Here is a 15,041-nt window from a genome sequence, read left to right as displayed (position 1 = left end):
GCTTTCCTGGCTGGGCGGAGCGCTCAGCGCCAGCGGCCGGGCGGCACGCCGAACGTCCGCTTGAAATGGCGCGTGAAATGACTCTGGTCGGTGAAGCCGCTCGCCGCGGCGACGTCGGTCACGGATGCGCCCGCGCGCAATGCCGGCAACGCGCGCACGATACGCAACTGGTTGCGCCATGCGTGCGGCGCGAGGCCCGTTTCGCGTGTGAAGAGACGCGCCGCGTGGAAGGTCGAGAGACCGACCGTCTGCGCGAGTTCGGCGAGCGTGACCGGTTCGAGCAGATCGTCGGCGAGGCGGGATTTCATCGCCGTGACGCGGTGTGTGTCGGCGGCGAGCGGCGCGATGTCCGGGCGTTCCAGCGCATGGCGGCCGAGCAGCGTCGTCACGGCATCGACGAGCGCCAGTTCCGCGGCAAGCGGATCCGCGCCGCTTTCCAGCAACCGATGCGCGACGACCAGGCGCCGCGCCAGATCGGGATCGCGGATGATGTCATCGGGAAACCAGGGCGACGATTCCCGCCGCCCCGACATGTCCCGCGCGAGGCCTTCGACGAACGGCACCGGCAGATAGAACACGCGATAGCGCCAGCCCGCATCGACGGCCCGCGCGCCCGTATGCACCTCGCCGGGATTGATCACCGGCACCGAGCCCGTTTCGGCCACGTGATGCGCACCGCGATAGTCGTAGCATTCCGCGCCGGCTTCGATGACGGGCACCGTGTAGGCGTCGTGCCAGTGCGGCGAGAATTCGTGATCGTAGTATTCGGCCGTGACCATGTCCGCGTCCGGCACGAGCGGCGAGCGCCAGTAGCGTGCGGCGTTGCGGAAACGGTCGGCGTTCATCGTCGGGAAGTTCTGAAGCGGGCGGAATCGCTCAGTTTACAACTTTGCTACGCGCCGGACAGGACAGTTGCGCATCACTTCACCGGTATGGTCGTGCCTTCGGGCACCGGCACGGCGGTCACGCTGTTCTTCGGGCTGCCGGTCGCGACGCGGTCGCTGTACGTCAGATAGACGAGCGTATTGCGTTTCGCATCGACGATGCGCACCACGTGCAGCGTCTTGAAGATGAACGACATGCCGGCCGAGAACACATCGGTTTTCTGCTTGAGCGGCTGTGCGATCTTGATCGGCCCGACCTGACGGCAGGCGATGGACGCTTCGGTCGGGTCTTCCGCGATGCCGAGCGTGCCTTTGACTCCGCCCGTGCGCGCGCGCGACACGTAGCAGGTCACGCCCTGGACGAGCGGGTCGTCGTAAGCGTCGACGCTCACGCGATCCGAACCGGTGAAACGGAAATTGGTGTTGACGCTGGCGATCTCCTCCGCGTGCGCGAATCCCGCGCCGAGGAGGGTGGCGAGCAAGGCCAGATTTCGGGCGAGCGCAAGGACGGAGGGTTTCATCATCGTCTTCCGGAAATGAGAAAGGGCGTCGTATTGTATCGACGCCCTTGGCTCTTCGATGCATCTCGCGCTTCGCATGCAGTCAATGAAAGATCAGATACAGAATCACCAGCACGATCACCGGCACGCCGAGCAACCATCCGAGTAGGTAAGGCATGTCGTCCTCCTTCGCGTGTTGTTGTTGACGATTCCAGTATCGCGAGGAAGGCGGGCGCGCGTTAGCCGTGCATGTCCGAAATCTGTGTAGGTGTTGTCCTATCAGGACTTTCTCGCGGCTTACAGATTCGTAAGGCGATTCGATTCAGGCGACGCGCTTCTTCCGTGCCGCGATGTCGGCGTAGAGCGTGCGCACGTAGTCGAGATGCGCGCCCGCGCACTCGCGCGCACGGGCGGGATCGCGCGCGACGATCGCATCGAAGATCGCGCGATGCTGCGTCATCAGATTCGCTTCGACTTCATCGTCGTAATCGACGAGACGATGCGAGGTCAGCATCGATTCGCGAACCAGTTCGTTGAGGCCGTGCATGACGTGCGTGAGCGCCACGTTGTGCGTCGCGTCGGCGATCGCGAGATGGAACGCCGCATCCTTTTCCGCGATGCGCGTGCTCTTGTCGGCGACGGCGGTCTGCAGCGCGTCGAACGCGGCGGCGATGCGCGCGATATCGGCGTCGGTGGCGCGCTCGGCGGCGTAAGCGGTGGACAGCGTTTCGAGGCCGTGGCGCAATTCGAGCACGTCGGCGCTGGCGTTCGGCTGCTGTTCGAGCAGTGCGGCGAGCGGATGCGACACGAGCGGCGCGGTCACATCCGACACGACGAAACCGCCGCGTCCCGCCGCGCGTATGAATCCGTCCGATTCCAGCCGTATCAGCGCCTCGCGCAGCGACGGGCGCGACACGTTCAACTGCTCGGCCAGATCGCGCTCGGCGGGCAGGCGCTGGCCGGGCAGGAGCGTGCCGTTCGAGATCAGTTCGCGAATCTGACCGGACACGACATCGGAGAGGCGCACGCGTGCGTACGAGTGCGCATGGACGGGCTGAAAACTCATCGCTGGACGTATAGGCCGGTTGAAAGCTGGTGAATATCCGAGTTTGACACGAAAGAGGCATCTCATTAAAGTCTTGGTCAGACCAAGCTTACCAAAAATGATTGTCCAACCCCACGATCGGACCTCATGAAAGTTGCCCTGTTCGTCCCCTGTTTCATCGACGCGTTCTATCCGCAGATCGGCATCGCCACGCTCGAATTGCTCGAGCGGCTCGGCGTGGACGTCGACTATCCGCCGGATCAGACGTGCTGCGGCCAGCCGATGGCCAATAGCGGCGCGCACAAGGACGCCGCGGGCGCCGAGCGCGTGTTCGCGCGCAATTTCGCCGACTACGACTATGTGGTCGGGCCGTCGGCGAGCTGTGTGCATCATGTCCGCGAGCACTTCACCGCGATCGAGCAGACGAGCGCGGTGCAGAAGGTTCGTCGCAATACGTTTGAGCTCGTCGAATTCCTGCATGACGTGCTGAAGGTGCGCGACTTTCCGTGGGCCGAGTTTCCGCACAAGGTCGGGCTGCACAACAGTTGCAGCGCGGTGCGGCATCTGCGCGAGACATCGAATTCGGAAGTCGCGGGCACGCCGTTTTCGAAGCCTCGCGCGCTGCTCGAAGGCGTGAAGGGCATCGAGTTCGTCACGCCCGCGCGTCCCGATGAATGCTGCGGGTTCGGCGGCACGTTCTCGGTCACCGAAGAGGCGGTCTCCGTGCGCATGGGGCAGGACAAGGTGCGCGATCACGTCGGGGCGGGCGCGGAGTACATCGTGTCGGGCGACATGTCGTGTCTCATGCATCAGCAAGGCTGCGCGGAGCGCATGAAGGCCGATGCGAAGTTCATCCATATCGCGCAGGTCCTGAACGGAGCACGCGCATGAGCAGGACCGTTCGCATCGATCACGCGAAGGCGGCGGGGGCGTTCCTGCAAAAGCCGGATCACGTCGCGTTCCACGACAAGCGTCTGTGGGACTTGCGCAGCAAGCGCGACGCGCAGGCGCACGGCATCCCGGAATGGGAGACGATGCGCAATCTCGCGTCGCAGATCAAGGAGCACACGCTTTCCAATCTGGCCGATTACATCGCGCAGTTCGTCGATCAGGCCGAGAAGAATGGCGTCGTCGTGCATTTCGCGGCCGATGCGCAGGAACACAACGAACTCGTCTATAAGCTGATGAGCGAGCGCGGCATGACCTCGCTCGTGAAGAGCAAGTCGATGCTCACCGACGAGTGCTACATGCGCGACTATCTCGAGCCGCGCGGCATCACGGTGATGGAAACCGATCTCGGCGAGCGTATCCAGCAGCTCGATCATCAGGACCCGAGCCACATGGTCGTGCCGGCGGTGCACAAGCTGCGCGCGGATGTGGCCGAGCTCTTCGGCAAGACCATCGGCACCGATCCGCAGAACAGCGACATTCACTATCTCGCCGAAAGCCAGCGCATGAACACGCGGCCGTACTTCGTGCGCGAGAAGACGGCGGGCATGACCGGCTGCAACTTCGCGGTTGCGGAAACGGGCACGGTCGTCGTGTGCACGAACGAAGGCAACGCGGATTTGTCGGCGAACGTGCCGCCGCTGCATATCGCGTCGATCGGCATCGAGAAGCTTATTCCGACGATCGCCGATCTCGGCGTGTTCGTGCGCATGCTGTCGCGCAGCGCGCTCGGGTCGCCGATCACGCAGTACACGTCGCACTTTCGCCAGCCGCGTCCGGGCACGGAGATGCACTATATCCTCGTCGACAACGGCCGCGCCGAGCGGCTCGCGATGGACGATTTCTGGTACTCGCTCAAATGCATCCGCTGCGGCGCGTGCATGAATACGTGTCCGGTGTATCGGCGCAGCGGCGGGCTTTCCTATGGCGGAACGTATTCCGGGCCGATCGGCGCGATCATCAATCCGACCCACGACCTGAAGCGCTACAGCGCGCTGCCGTTCGCCTCGACGATGAACGGCAGTTGCACCAACGTCTGCCCGGTGAAGGTGAACATCCACGAGCAGATCTACAAGTGGCGCGAGGTGATCGCGGAGAAACACGAAGTGCCGTTCGTGAAGCAGGAAGTCCTGAAGATGGCGGGGCGACTGCTCGCGAGTCCGACGCTTTATCGCGCGACGGTGGCGTCGCTCGGCGGCGCGCTGAAGCGCCTGCCCAATTTCGTGCTCTACAACCCGCTCAACATCTGGGGACGTCAGCGCGATTTGCCCGAAGCGCCCGCCGAGACTTTTCACGAGTGGTACAAGAAAAACCGGAAGCCTGAAAAATGACGACTCGCGAAGCTTTTCTTTCGAAGATCCGCGCGGCGCAGCCTGCATCGCGTCCGCGTCCCGATGTGCCGCTCTTTCCGACGCCCGAAGGCGATCATCTGAAGGCGCGTTTCACGGCGGCGCTCACCGCGATGGGCGGCACGTGTATCGACGCTGGTGGTCTGGACGATGTGAACGCGCTGATCGCGTCGCGCTTCCCGGACGCGAAGGTGATCGCGTCGGCGGTGCCTGGGGTCGAGGGCACGCGGCCGCTTTCGCCCGATACGCCGCCGGCGTCGCTCCAGGATGTCGATGTGGGCGTCGTGAGAGGGCGTTTCGGCGTCGCGGAAACGGGCTCGGTGTGGTTCAGCGAGCAAGAATATGTCGTGAACTCAGTCGGCTATCTGTCGCAGCATCTCGTCGTGCTGCTCGATCCCGCGCTGCTCGTCGAGGGCTTGCAACAGGTGTATCGACGGCCCGATTTCGCATCGGCGCGCTATGCGGTGCTCGTGACGGGACCGTCCGCGACGGCGGATATCGAAGGCGTGTTGATTCGCGGCGCACAAGGCGTGCGCTCACTCACCGTCGTGTGGCTTGCGTGAAGCATCAGTGCTTCCAGACGGCGGAAAAGCAAAAAGCCCAATCATATGACTGGGCTTTTTGGCTGAAGCTTTTGGCTCCCCGACCTGGGCTCGAACCAGGGACCTACGGATTAACAGTCCGGCGCTCTACCGACTGAGCTATCGGGGAACAACTGAGATATCTGCTGCTGAGATAAAAAACCCAGCCGATTGACTGGGTTCTTTTGAAACCGACTTGCTGGAGTTTTTGGCTCCCCGACCTGGGCTCGAACCAGGGACCTACGGATTAACAGTCCGGCGCTCTACCGACTGAGCTATCGGGGAACATCTACAGCAGAGAAGCGAAATTATAGGGGGCTGAGATTATCGTGTCAACGCCCAATCTTCACTCGAAAAGCAAATTTTTGCAGTCAAACCGAAGCGTGATGCGAACAAACGCGCGATTTAACGCTCGAGCAGGTTCAGCTTGTCCTTGACGTCCTTGAAGTCGTCGGCCTCGGGCAGCGAGCCCTTCGTCTTCGTGATGCTGGGCCAGTTACGCGCGAGGTCGGCGTTCAGTTCGGTGAAGTGCTGCTGGTCCCCGGGTACGTCTTCTTCGGCGTAGATCGCGTTCACCGGGCACTCGGCCACGCAAACGGCGCAGTCGATGCACTCGTCCGGATCGATCGCGAGAAAGTTGGGACCTTCGCGGAAGCAATCCACCGGGCACACGTCCACGCAATCGGTGTACTTGCACTTGATGCAGCTTTCGGTCACAACGTGAGTCATTCAGGCTCCTGCATGCGGAATTCTTGGGGGCGGCGCCCTGAGCGGCTACGTGGGCCGGGAGGTGCGCGTATCGAAACGCGTATTGTAGCGTAACGGTAAAAGCGGGCGCGAGCCGCACGCAGCGCGCTTTATATCGATTCGTGATGTACGTATGCGCCGCTTCGCAAAAGGGCGGGGCATGAGTCATGCCGTCGTACACATTCGGGTAACATGGCCTAAAGGCATACGGCCTGGCGCCGGGCGCACGGCCAATTCGCGTGGATGTTCCAGTCAGAACCATGATCATCAATTCGCTGCTCGATACCGACCTCTACAAGTTCACGATGATGCAGGTCGTGCTGCATCATTTTCCCGCGGCGCATGTCGAATATCGCTTCCGCTGTCGCACGCCGAACGTGGATCTCGTGCCGTACATCGACGAGATTCGCGACGAGGTGCGCCAGCTCTGCAATCTGCGCTTCAAGGAAGAAGAGCTGGATTATCTGCGGCGCATGCGCTTCATCAAGAGCGACTTCATCGATTTCCTCGCGCTCTTTCATCTGAATGAGAAGTCCATCCGTATCGCACCGTCGCCCAAGAATAATGGCGAGATCGACATCGAAATCGAAGGGCCGTGGCTGCACACGATCCTCTTCGAGATTCCGGTGCTCGCAATCGTCAACGAGGTCTATTTCCGCAACACGCAGCGCAAGCCCGAGTACGAAACCGGCCGCACGCGTCTGCGCGAGAAGATCAAGCTGCTCGCCACGCCGCCCGAATATTCCGACTGCAAGATCGCCGATTACGGCACGCGCCGCCGCTTTTCGGGACAGTGGCACGAGGAGGTCGTGCTGACGCTGAAGGACAAGCTCGGCGCGCAGTTCGCCGGCACGAGCAACTGTTTCTATGCGATGAAGCATGGCCTGCGGCCGCTCGGCACGATGGCGCATGAATACCTGCAGGCGTGTCAGGCGTTGGGCCCGCGGCTGCGCGACTCGCAGATTTTCGGCTTCGAGATGTGGGCGAAGGAGTATCGCGGCGATCTCGGCATCGCGCTGTCGGACGTCTACGGCATGAAGGCGTTCCTGCGCGACTTCGACATGTACTTCTGCAAGCTGTTCGACGGCGCGCGCCACGATTCCGGCGATCCCTTCGACTGGGGCGAGCGCCTTCTCAGGCATTACGAGGAGAACCGCTGCGACCCGCGCACCAAGGTGCTCGTGTTTTCCGACGCGCTCGACATCCCCAAGGTGCTGCAGCTCTATCAGCAGTTTCGCGGGCGCTGCCAGCTCGCGTTCGGCGTCGGCACGAATCTCACCAACGATCTCGGCTATCAGCCGCTGCAGATCGTCATCAAGATGGTCCGCTGCAACGGCCAGCCGGTCGCCAAGCTCTCGGATTCGCCCGGCAAGAACATGTGCGACGACAAGGCCTATCTCGCCTATCTGCGTCAGGTGTTCGGCATCGAGCAGCCGGTCGGCGACGACTGACGGCATTGCAGCCGTGCGTTCGGCCTATGCCGTTCGGCCGAGGTTCGTGCGCGTATGTCGCTCGCTATAATTCGAACGCGTCGTCGATCAGTCCGGCGCGTTCGAATCTCAAGCACGCCAACACGAGGACGGCACCATGGATACATCGGTCGCGCGCCGCAATATTCTCGCGCGCATTCGCAACGCGCAGGGCCGTCGCGGCACGCCTACGGAAGCCGAGCGCGAGGCGGCGCAAGAGTATGTCGAGCGGCATCCGGCGGGTCCGCGTCCTCCGTTGCCTCAGACCCGTGACGAGCTGATCGCGCGCTTCAGGCTCGAAGCCGAGCGTCTTTCCACGACGATCGCCGAAGTGGAATCGCTCGCGGACGCACCCGCCGAAGCCGCGCGCTATCTTCAGTCGCTGAACCTTCCCGTCGATGTCGTCGCGTGGCCGGCGCTCGGCGATCTGCCCTGGGCGCAAGCGGGCATTCAGGCGGCGCTGCGCAAACCGGCGGACGCCGATCTCGTCGGCATCACCGGCTGTTTTTGCGCGACAGCCGAAACCGGTTCGCTCGTGCTGCTCTCAGGCGCCGATACACCCGCATCCGGCGCGCTTCTGCCTCAGACGCATATCGCCATCGTGCCGACGTCGCGCATCGTCGCGGCGCACGAAGACGCGTTCGCGTTGATGCGCGCCGAGCGGGGCGATCTCCCGCGCGCGGTGAACTTCGTTTCGGGGCCGTCGCGCACCGGCGATATCGAACAGACCATCGTGCTCGGCGCGCATGGGCCGTATCGCGTGCATGTGATCATCGTGCGCGGGGCCTGAGCACGATGCGACGTTTCGTTTCCGGCGCGCTGTGCGCGGGGCTGGCGCTCATCGCCGCACCCGCCAGCGCGGCGACACCCGATGGCGCGACGCTTCCGGCTACGTGGGGCATTCCGTTCATCGGCGTCCTGCTTTCCATCGCGGTGTTTCCGCTCATCGCGCCGAAGCTCTGGCATCACCACTTCGGCAAGATCGCGGCCGCGTGGACCGTCGCGTTTCTCGCGCCGTTCGCGCTCGCGTTCGGGCCCGGCACGGCGGGCGGCGTACTGATTCACGCGATGCTCGAAGAGTACGTGCCGTTCATCGTCCTGCTGGCGTCGCTCTATACGGTCGCGGGCGGCATCTGCGTGCGCGGCAATCTGCACGGCTCACCGCGTCTGAATACGGGGCTGCTCGCGCTCGGCACCGCGCTCGCGAGCATCATGGGCACGACGGGCGCGGCCATGCTGCTGATCCGTCCGCTCTTGCGCGCGAACGACAATCGCAAGCATGTCGTGCATGTCGTCGTGTTCTTTATTTTTCTTGTCGCGAATGCGGGCGGCTCGCTCACGCCGCTCGGCGATCCGCCGCTCTTCCTCGGCTTTCTGAACGGCGTCGGCTTCTTCTGGACGACAGTGCATCTCGCACTGCCGATGCTCTTCGTCTGCGGCGTGCTGCTCGTGGTGTTCCACGTGCTCGACAGCTACTACTGGCGCAGGCACGACGCGCGGCCCGCCTTTCTCGATCCGACGCCCGACACGCCGCCGCTCGGTATCGACGGCAAGATCAATTTCGCGTTGCTCGCCGTGATCGTCGTGCTCGTGTTGATGAGCGGCGTATGGAAGCCCGGCATCGCGTTCGACGTGTTCGGCACCGAGGTGAAATTGCAGAATCTCGTGCGCGACGTGCTGCTCATGGCCGTGCTCCTTGCCTCGCTCGCGCTCACGCCGAAAAGTGCGCGCGCGGGCAACGCGTTCGACTGGGCGCCCATCGCGGAAGTGGCGAAGCTGTTCGCGGCCATCTTCATTACGATCGCGCCCGTCATCACGATCCTGCGCGCGGGCGAGGCGGGCGCGTTCGCCGGCATCGTGCACGCGGTGTCGGATGCGCACGGCAAGCCGATCGACATCGCTTACTTCTGGGCGACGGGCCTGCTGTCCTCGTTCCTCGACAACGCGCCAACCTACCTCGTGTTCTTCAATCTCGCGGGTGGCGATGCGCACACGCTCATGACCACCGACGCCACGACGCTCGCCGCCATCTCCGCGGGCGCGGTCTTCATGGGCGCGAACACGTATATCGGCAATGCGCCGAATTTCATGGTGAAGGCGATCGCGGAATCGCGCGGCGTGCACATGCCGAGTTTCTTCGGCTATATCGCATGGTCGGGCGTGGTCCTCCTGCCGATTTTCGCCGTTCTGGGCTGGCTATTTTTCTAGGAGCAATCGATGAAGAAGGTACTTGTCGCGCGTCCCACCTTTCCCGATGTGATCGAGCGCCTGAAACAGTATTTCGATGTCGACGTGAACCTCGGCGACGTGCTTCCGCAGGACGAGTTCGCGCGCCGTATCGCCGACAAGGACGGAGCGTTCACCGCGGGCGAGTGGGTCGGCGAGAAGGAACTGGCGGGCGCACCGAACCTGAAAGTCGTCGCGAACATGGCGGTCGGCTACAACAACTTCGACATGAAGGCCTTCGACGCGCACAAGGTCCTCGGCACCAACACGCCGAACGTCCTGAACGAGACCACCGCCGATTTCGGCTGGGCGCTGATGATGGCGGCTGCGCGCCGCGTCACCGAATCCGAACACTATCTGCGCGCGGGCAAGTGGCAGAAGTGGTCGTTCGATTCGTTCCTCGGCGCCGATGTGTACGGATCGACGCTCGGCGTGATCGGCATGGGACGCATCGGACAGGCGCTCGCGCGGCGGGCGGGCGGCTTCGACATGCGCGTGATCTATCACAATCGCTCGCGTGTCGCGCCCGAGATCGAGGCGCAGCTGAGCGCCGAATACGTGTCGAAGGAAGACCTGCTCAAGCGCGCGGATCATGTCGTGCTCGTGCTGCCGTACACGAAGGAGAACCATCACACGATCGGCGCGTCCGAGCTCGCGCTGATGAAGCCCACGGCGACGCTCACGAACATCGCGCGCGGCGGCATCGTCGATGATGCGGCGTTGATCGTCGCATTGCGCGACAAGCGCATCGCGGCGGCGGGCATCGACGTGTTCGAGGGAGAGCCGGACTTCAACCCGGATTTCCTGCTGCTCGACAACGTGGTGCTGACGCCGCACATCGCGAGCGCGACCGAGGGCACGCGCCGCGCGATGGCCAATCTGGCGGCGGACAACCTCATCGCCGGGCTCGGCGAAGGGCCGCGCGCCGGAAATCCGCCCAACCCGATCAATCCGGACGTGCTGAAGAAATGACGGAATTGCTGTATGGCGCTGTCGCTGTGTTGGCGATCGCGCTGGTCGTGTCGCTTTTTGCGCTCATCGTCGCGATTCGGCGTAACTCGAACGCGCATATTTACGATGAATTCGAGGCGCTCACCGATCGCGTGAACGACATGGGCGAGGCGCATGCGCGCGCGCAAGAGCGGCTCGAACGCGGGCTGCGAGGCGACATTGCCGAGAGCGCGCGCGTGTCGCGCATGGAATCGCAAAGCGGCTTCACGCAATTCCATCAGACGCTCGCGACGCAACTGGCGAGCACGTCGAGCGTGCAGAACGCGCAGTTCGACGCGCTCGCCCAGCAACTCGCGCAACAAAGCCAGCAGGCGCGCGAGGATCAGGGCAACGCGCTGAAGCGTTTCGCCGATTCCATGTCGCTGCATCTGTCGCAGATGTCGGAGGCGAACGAGCGTCGGCTCGGCGAAGTGCGCGCGACGCTCGAAGCGCGTCTGAAGGACATCGAGGCCAACAACGCGACGAAGCTCGACGAGATGCGCCGAACCGTCGACGAAAAGCTGCACGCAACGCTCGAACAGCGGCTCGGCGAGTCGTTCAAGCTCGTGTCGGATCGGCTGGAGCAAGTGCATCGCGGGCTCGGCGAAATGCAGACGCTCGCGGCCGGCGTCGGCGATCTCAAGAAGGTGCTCACCAACGTCAAGACGCGCGGCATCTGGGGCGAAGTGCAGCTCGAATCGCTGTTGGAGCAATTGCTTACGCCGGATCAGTACGCAAAGAACGTCGCGACGATTCCGAAGAGCAACGAGCGCGTCGAGTTCGCGATCAGGCTACCTGGCCGGCACGATGCGCCAGGCGCGCCGGGCGACGCCGCGACGCCCGTGTGGCTGCCTATCGACGCGAAGTTTCCTCGTGAGGACTACGAGCGCCTGATCGACGCGCAGGAGAGGGCGGACGTGGTCGGAGTCGAAGACGCGTCGCGCGCGCTCGAAGGCCGCCTGCGCGCGGAAGCGAAATCGATCGCGCAAAAGTACGTCGCGCCGCCGCACACCACGGACTTCGCGTTGCTGTTTTTGCCGACCGAAGGACTCTACGCGGAAGTGCTGCGCCGCCCCGGCCTGAGCGATTCGCTGCAGCGTGATTATCGGGTGACGATCGCCGGACCGACCACGTTGACCGCGCTGCTCAACAGCCTGCAGATGGGTTTCCGCACGCTCGCCATCGAGAAGCGTTCGAGCGAAGTGTGGCAGGTCCTCGGCGCGGTGAAGACCGAGTTCGGCAAGTTCGGCGAAGTGCTGGCGAGAACGAAGTCGCAGCTCGAAACCGTCACGCGCTCGATCGAAGCTGCGCAGACGCGCACGCGGCAGATGGGCAAGCGCCTACGCGATGTCGAGGCGCTGCCGGGAGAACAGACGGCGGGGCTGTTGGGCGATGCGCTCGGAGATCCGTCATCGCCGGAAAGCGACGACGACCTGTGACTTACTGGGCGAGGCGTTCGAGCGGCTCGCCGGTCACGCGCACGATGCGCCAGTCGGGGAGAACCGTCGCGCCCATCTTCTCGTAGAAGTCGATGGCGTTCTGATTCCAGTCGAGCACAGACCACTCGAAGCGGCCGCACTGACGCTCGACCGCGAGCGCGGCGAGCTTCTTCAGCATCAGCGTGCCGAGACCGCTGCCGCGCATCGACGGACGCACGTACAGGTCTTCGAGATAAAGGCCACGTTTGCCGAGAAAGGTGGAGAAGTTCTGAAAGAAGAGCGCATAGCTCACGACTTCCCCTTCCTGCTCCGCGACGAGCGCTTCCGCGGCGGGACGCGCGCCGAAAAGGGCCTCGTGCACGCCTTCCCTGGTCGCGATGAACAGATGCGTGAGCTTCTCGAACTCCGCGAGCTCGTACATCAGGCCGAAGATGGCGGCGACGTCGGCGGGTGTGGCGGCGCGGATCGTCGCATTCCCGTTCGCCGTACTCATGCTTCCTCCGGCGCGTCGGACAACACGATTTCGATGCCGCCGAAACGCGACGCCACCCAGTTGTACGCGTGGCACGCGATCCACAGCAGGATGAAACCGAGAATCGCGTTGAGCAGCAGCGCGCTCGTGACGGTGCTCACTTCCACCGAGCCGTATCGCACGAACGCGACCACGACGCCGAGCAGCACGATGGGCACGCTGAAAGTCAGGTACACGAGGATCAGCGCCTTGGCGGTCTGTCCGGGTGCAATGAATGAGATCTGCTTTTTCATGGAAGGAAAGCCCCGTCTATCGATGTAGGAATGTTTGTGCTGGCGACGTTCGTTGCGGCGCGCGTCAGATCAGGCCGTCGAACGGCACGATCTCGATATCGTCGCCGGCGTCGATGTCGCCGCGCGCGTGCTCGAGCACGATGAAGCAGTTGGCTTCGCTCATCGAGCTGAGCACGCCGGAACCTTGCGGGCCGGTGGTGACGACGCGAAAGCGGCCGTCGTCGTCGCGCGTTGCGATGCCGCGCTGGAACTCGGTGCGGCCCGCGCGTTTTTTCATCGGCTCGGCGGCGCTCGCGCGGATGACCGTGAGCGGTTGGCGCGTCGCACCGGACATCGCAATAAGCGCCTCGCGCACGATGAAGTAGAAGGTCGCCATCACGGCGACCGGATTGCCCGGCAAGCCGAAGAAGAGCGCCGACTTGCCAGTGCCCGCCCGCGCGCCTGACCACAGGCGGCCGAACGCGAGAGGCCGGCCCGGGCGCATCGCGATCTTCCAGAAGGCGACGTCGCCGAGCGAATTCATCAGCTCGCGCGTGAAGTCCGCGTCACCGACAGACACGCCTCCCGAACTGATGACGACATCCGCGCTTTCGGTCGCATGGCGCAGCGCCTTTTCGAGCGATGCGCGGTCGTCGCGCACGATGCCGAGATCGACCGTTTCGACGCCAAGGCGTTTAAGCATCGCGAAGAGCGTGTAACGGTTGCTGTCGTAGAGACTGCCCGGGCTCAGCGTTTCGCCGACCGAGCGCAATTCGTCGCCCGTCGAAAAGAAGGCCACGGTGAGGCGCTTGCGAACGGACACTTCGCCGATGCCAAGCGACGCGAGCAGACCCAGGTCCGATGCGCGCACGACGCGGCCAGCGAGCAGCGCCGGCTTGCCTTTCGCGAGATCCTCGCCCGAGAGACGCCGGTTCTGGCCCGCGCGGATCTTCGCATTGGAGAAGCGGATCGCATTGCCTTCGCGCGTGACGAGCTCCTGCGGCACGACGGTGTCGCAGCCCGGCGGAATGAGCGCGCCCGTCATGATGCGTACACACTCGCTCGCACCCGGCTCGCGTTCGAACGGCTTTCCGGCGAGCGCGGTGCCCGCGACGGACAAATCGAGCGTATCGCCACCGCGCGAGAGCGCCTCGCCGGCGAACGCGTAGCCGTCCATCGCGGAGTTGTCGAACGCGGGCACGTCGATGGGCGAGATCACGTCGTCGGCAAGCACGCGGCCGAGCGCGTCGTGCAGGCCCACGCGCTCGACCTGCGTGTCCCGCGTGCGCGGCATGGCCCACTGACGCACGATTTCCTGCGCGGCTTCGACAGGAAGCGCATTCGGATCGTACTGGGCGACGCAGGCGGAGAGGTCCTTGGACGTGGTCATGAATCGGCGTGAATCGCGCCGGAACCCGGCGAAGAAGCAGCCACGAGGCCGCGCGGTGGTAGAACGCCTGTACGCGGATTGCCGCAATGGCGGACGTGAGAATCAGCGGCGTTCCAGCTCGGCCAGCTGCTGTAAATCATTGATATTGTAAAACGCGCGTTCATCGTGAAATCGCACTTCCACCGGCTTGTGGCGCGCGTACCACGCGCGGACCTTGCGTTCTCCGCGGTCGAGCCAGGCGTCGAGATCGTCGGCGAGCGAGGTGCGCAGGAGCGCGAAAACCGGATGCGCCATGACTTGCCCGGACGCATCGATTGTTGCGGCGTACGCAACGTCGCCGCCATGCGCGTCGAGCGCTTGCATCAACGTGACGCCGATATGTTCGTCGACGAAAGGCGCGTCGCAAGGCGCGGTCAGCACATATTGCGTGGTCGCGGCGCGCAGTGCGGCGGCGATGCCGGCGAGCGGCCCCGGATAATCCGCTCGTGTATCGGGGATGACGCGCGCGCCGAACGCAGCGCCGAGGCGCTCGTAATCTTCGATCGAACGGTTTGCGCTGATCAGGAGCGCGTCAGCCTGAGGCGCGATGCGTCGCATGACATGCAGTGCGAGCGGCTCGCCGTGAAACGGCTGCATGCCTTTGTCGACGCCGCCCATGCGCGAACCGCGTCCGCCCGCGAGCACGAGCGCGGTGACAGTCGAGGCGGAATGGGCGTTCAGCACGAGCGA

At 63.9% G+C, this 15,041-nt stretch carries 16 protein-coding genes and 2 tRNA genes; 8 read left to right on the top strand and 10 right to left on the bottom strand.

The window, feature by feature from the left end; genetic code table 11:
• Nucleotides 1-23: 23 nt before the first annotated feature.
• From IAG25_RS16470 to IAG25_RS16460, 3 genes are all read right to left on the bottom strand, one after another.
• On the bottom strand, nt 24-845 hold the full coding sequence (locus tag IAG25_RS16470; RefSeq protein ID WP_035501725.1) for a helix-turn-helix transcriptional regulator: 822 nt from the start codon (nt 843-845) through the stop codon (nt 24-26).
• A gap of 74 nt (nt 846-919) precedes the next feature.
• Complete coding sequence (locus IAG25_RS16465) at nt 920-1,405, bottom strand: CreA family protein (protein ID WP_187606121.1); 486 nt, start codon at nt 1,403-1,405, stop codon at nt 920-922.
• 301 nt (nt 1,406-1,706) lie between these two features.
• Nucleotides 1,707-2,450, bottom strand: a complete 744-nt coding sequence (locus tag IAG25_RS16460; protein WP_035501722.1) for a FadR/GntR family transcriptional regulator — start codon at nt 2,448-2,450, stop codon at nt 1,707-1,709.
• A 126-nt stretch (nt 2,451-2,576) separates the two neighbouring features.
• Here IAG25_RS16460 and IAG25_RS16455 point away from each other — a divergent pair, with 126 nt between their 5' ends.
• From IAG25_RS16455 to IAG25_RS16445, 3 genes are read left to right on the top strand one after another with little or no spacing between them, the layout of a single operon-like run.
• Nucleotides 2,577-3,320, top strand: a complete 744-nt coding sequence (locus IAG25_RS16455; RefSeq protein ID WP_187605817.1) for a (Fe-S)-binding protein — start codon at nt 2,577-2,579, stop codon at nt 3,318-3,320.
• Entirely contained in the window at nt 3,317-4,708 is a 1,392-nt protein-coding gene (locus IAG25_RS16450) for a lactate utilization protein B (RefSeq protein ID WP_187605816.1), read from the top strand. The genes IAG25_RS16455 and IAG25_RS16450 overlap by 4 nt, the downstream gene beginning before the upstream one ends.
• Nucleotides 4,705-5,289: a LutC/YkgG family protein gene (locus IAG25_RS16445; protein ID WP_187605815.1), complete on the top strand. Its 585-nt coding sequence runs from the start codon at nt 4,705-4,707 to the stop codon at nt 5,287-5,289. The genes IAG25_RS16450 and IAG25_RS16445 overlap by 4 nt, the downstream gene beginning before the upstream one ends.
• A gap of 72 nt (nt 5,290-5,361) precedes the next feature.
• Here IAG25_RS16445 and IAG25_RS16440 read toward each other — a convergent pair.
• The 3 genes from IAG25_RS16440 to fdxA all read right to left on the bottom strand — a co-directional run bounded on the left by IAG25_RS16440 (nt 5,362) and on the right by fdxA (nt 6,036).
• Nucleotides 5,362-5,437, bottom strand: a tRNA-Asn gene (locus tag IAG25_RS16440).
• Between the two features lie 79 nt (nt 5,438-5,516).
• A tRNA-Asn gene (locus tag IAG25_RS16435) sits at nt 5,517-5,592 on the bottom strand.
• A 120-nt stretch (nt 5,593-5,712) separates the two neighbouring features.
• On the bottom strand, nt 5,713-6,036 hold the full coding sequence (fdxA, locus tag IAG25_RS16430) for a ferredoxin FdxA (RefSeq protein WP_187605814.1): 324 nt from the start codon (nt 6,034-6,036) through the stop codon (nt 5,713-5,715).
• A 278-nt stretch (nt 6,037-6,314) separates the two neighbouring features.
• On the opposite strand from fdxA, the gene pncB reads away from it, so the two are divergent.
• The 5 genes from pncB to IAG25_RS16405 all read left to right on the top strand — a co-directional run bounded on the left by pncB (nt 6,315) and on the right by IAG25_RS16405 (nt 12,178).
• A complete protein-coding gene (gene pncB, locus IAG25_RS16425; RefSeq protein ID WP_035501715.1) occupies nt 6,315-7,505 on the top strand; it encodes a nicotinate phosphoribosyltransferase in 1,191 nt (396 codons plus the stop codon).
• A gap of 136 nt (nt 7,506-7,641) precedes the next feature.
• Nucleotides 7,642-8,313 (top strand): LutC/YkgG family protein, encoded by a 672-nt coding sequence (locus tag IAG25_RS16420; RefSeq protein WP_187605813.1) that lies wholly within the window; start codon nt 7,642-7,644, stop codon nt 8,311-8,313.
• Nucleotides 8,314-8,318: 5 nt separating this feature from the next.
• Nucleotides 8,319-9,731 carry a sodium:proton antiporter gene (locus IAG25_RS16415; RefSeq protein ID WP_187605812.1) on the top strand — a complete coding sequence of 471 codons (1,413 nt, stop codon included), beginning with the start codon at nt 8,319-8,321 and terminating at the stop codon, nt 9,729-9,731.
• A 9-nt stretch (nt 9,732-9,740) separates the two neighbouring features.
• A complete protein-coding gene (locus IAG25_RS16410) occupies nt 9,741-10,721 on the top strand; it encodes a 2-hydroxyacid dehydrogenase (RefSeq protein WP_187605811.1) in 981 nt (326 codons plus the stop codon).
• A complete protein-coding gene (locus IAG25_RS16405) occupies nt 10,718-12,178 on the top strand; it encodes a DNA recombination protein RmuC (RefSeq protein WP_187605810.1) in 1,461 nt (486 codons plus the stop codon). Before IAG25_RS16410 ends, IAG25_RS16405 begins: the two co-directional genes overlap by 4 nt.
• 1 nt (nt 12,179) lies before the next feature.
• Here the strand turns inward: IAG25_RS16405 and IAG25_RS16400 are convergent, their stop codons facing one another.
• The 4 genes from IAG25_RS16400 to mobA form a co-directional block, all read right to left on the bottom strand.
• Nucleotides 12,180-12,671 carry a GNAT family N-acetyltransferase gene (locus tag IAG25_RS16400; protein ID WP_187605809.1) on the bottom strand — a complete coding sequence of 164 codons (492 nt, stop codon included), beginning with the start codon at nt 12,669-12,671 and terminating at the stop codon, nt 12,180-12,182.
• On the bottom strand, nt 12,668-12,943 hold the full coding sequence (locus IAG25_RS16395) for a hypothetical protein (protein WP_008342276.1): 276 nt from the start codon (nt 12,941-12,943) through the stop codon (nt 12,668-12,670). The genes IAG25_RS16400 and IAG25_RS16395 overlap by 4 nt, the downstream gene beginning before the upstream one ends.
• A 64-nt stretch (nt 12,944-13,007) precedes the next feature.
• Entirely contained in the window at nt 13,008-14,312 is a 1,305-nt protein-coding gene (gene moeA, locus IAG25_RS16390) for a molybdopterin molybdotransferase MoeA (protein ID WP_187605808.1), read from the bottom strand.
• Between the two features lie 102 nt (nt 14,313-14,414).
• Nucleotides 14,415-15,035, bottom strand: coding sequence for a molybdenum cofactor guanylyltransferase MobA (mobA, locus tag IAG25_RS16385; RefSeq protein WP_309243942.1), 621 nt, complete (start codon nt 15,033-15,035; stop codon nt 14,415-14,417).
• Nucleotides 15,036-15,041 lie beyond the last annotated feature (6 nt).

Source organism: Caballeronia sp. EK, from assembly GCF_014384845.1.
Lineage (GTDB): Bacteria > Pseudomonadota > Gammaproteobacteria > Burkholderiales > Burkholderiaceae > Caballeronia > Caballeronia jiangsuensis.
Note: the sequence above shows the minus strand (reverse complement) of the source record. Positions and strands in the feature narration are given on the sequence as shown.